This window comes from Psittacicella melopsittaci, from assembly GCF_003585925.1.
In the GTDB taxonomy this organism is placed as follows: Bacteria; Pseudomonadota; Gammaproteobacteria; order Enterobacterales; family Psittacicellaceae; genus Psittacicella; species Psittacicella melopsittaci.
The window spans coordinates 1-2,206 of record NZ_NRJH01000097.1; the positions used below are offsets into that span (position 1 = coordinate 1).

Sequence of the window (2,206 nt, forward strand, 5' to 3'; positions counted from 1 at the left end):
TGTAATATATAAATAAGAATATAAATATCCTAAAAAAATTAAGAGCTTGGGTAGTATATGATTTTGCAAAATTGGCAAAAATAATTAAGAATCAGTCAATTCACTAAAACTACTTTCTGCATAAATTATTTAATAAGGTTTGTGCTTATTCTTCTTACTTTATGAAAAGTTTATGTTAAGGAAAAGTACAAGCTATGAAAAAACTCTCAAAAATAAAACCAATTTTACTCTCATTATTATTAGTTTCAACCTCATCTCAAGCTTATAATCTATTTAGCCTTACCAAAGATAGTTATACTTTTAACCTAGATCTTTTAGGAAATGTTTATATAGAAAACTATAAAGGTAATATTAATAATGGCGAAGCCTATCACAATTTTAGGTTCCGTGATTATAGTCTTACGCTTAACCCTGCACTAGATTTTAACAACTATAATCTTACTGTAGGGGCTAAAATAGGTTATATGCGTAAACATAATAGATTAGTTGAATTTGAAGAAGAAACTAAAGATAAAGGTGTACACAAAGCCAATATTTACCTCTTAAGTGATTATGGCAATCTTGTGTTAGGTAGATATAAGATTATAGACGGTCCATTCCCTATTTATATGGCATTAGGGGCTCGTGTTGAAACAGAAGTACTTAATCTTAATAGTTTTGGTGTATTCAGAATGGGGGTTAATTTTGGTAGGGCTAGATTATTAATCGACGATAATAGTTCACAGTTTAAATCCTCTTCTTTTGATTTAACATATAACTTAAGTGATACATTTACCTCAAGAACTGCATTTATTGCAGGTAATCTTGATAAAAATAAAGCTCAAAGTTGGCGAAATTTAGAAATAGATGAAGATCGAACTCTTAACTTAAGTGGAGAACCAAGAGTACTAGCTTTAAGTTTTGAGAATAAACTGGAATTAAGTAAATTTAAAGTAACCTACGACCTTTTTGCCTACCGTTTACAAAATACTACAAAGGTTATGAATCAAGGGGTTTATACGATCAATAACACTCTTTATGATCTAATGGGCTTTGTTGATGATTTTTACTATGCAGAATCCACATCTCTATTTACTAGGCTCGCCGTATCTTATAAAGTTACCAACTACTTAGAATTAGGTGTTGCTTATAATAGAGAATACTATAACGAAACTACTTCTAGCTATCCTTTAGGATTTAGAGTTCAGAGAAAATGCCCTGCAGTATTTTTAAAAGTAAAACCACTAATAGCATACGATAATAAGTTATTACAAGATGCCGAAGTCTTTGTAGAATACGGTAGAGGTAAACAAACAGAAGACATCTTATTCACAAGTGATAGATATGTTCTTAAAGATGACTATAAATATTTTACTTTAGCACTTAATATCAAATTCTAGACTTCATAGTGTATAAAGATCTTAGATAAATGCGCATAAGCAAAAACACTCTTCGATTCTTTCTTTTTGCTACTAATCCAAAGAGGGCACAAGATGCCCTCTTTTTTATTTACTAGTTATACAAAGGTTAAAAATAGTATGGATTATGCAATTATAAAAATCTAACGGTATAAGGGTTTTGATTAATGAAAATATACGCAATTTTTAAAATTAAGCTTTGAAATCGAACAATGTTTAAAATTCAACAATTTAGCAAATATCTTTGTATTTTTGCTAAAAGTTAGTCTGTAAGTCTTAAAAACTTACTATGTAATTCGTATTATTTGCATTTACCTGAGTTAGTATTAGTGCTGAGTGGTCATAGTAGTGCTATAAAGTTTGCACTTGTGCGATTTACAATATTACTAGTAATGTTACATTGTAACATAATGTTAACTACTCAGTTGTTAGGTTACAATAACTTTTTCTCAAAGTGTAAAAAATAATTGTTATAATAATGCTTATAAGTATTGATTGTTCTCAGATTAACTTTTTACTTTATTTTGTTACAATGTAACAAATGTAGCTACTTCTATCTGATATATAATCTGTCGCATTTAAAAGAATTGAACTTTTGTATCCTGTAGTAGAAAACTGTTACAATGTAACAAGTAGCAAGATGTGGTGTATTATTTTTCTCTTTATATAATTGGGAAGGGTATAAATATTATCCCATATTTGTAAATTTTTCTGTAAGAGTATGTTACATTGTAACAATAGCGAAGAGGTTTAATATATAAAATTTTCTCTCTTTATGGGTGTTTATATAAACTGAATTATCCTTTAAA

At 28.5% G+C, this 2,206-nt stretch carries 1 protein-coding gene; it reads left to right on the top strand.

Annotated elements, in window-relative coordinates:
- Positions 1-194 precede the first annotated feature (194 nt).
- Positions 195-1,379 carry a hypothetical protein gene (locus CJP74_RS07970; RefSeq protein WP_119498000.1) on the top strand — a complete coding sequence of 395 codons (1,185 nt, stop codon included), beginning with the start codon at positions 195-197 and terminating at the stop codon, positions 1,377-1,379.
- Positions 1,380-2,206 lie beyond the last annotated feature (827 nt).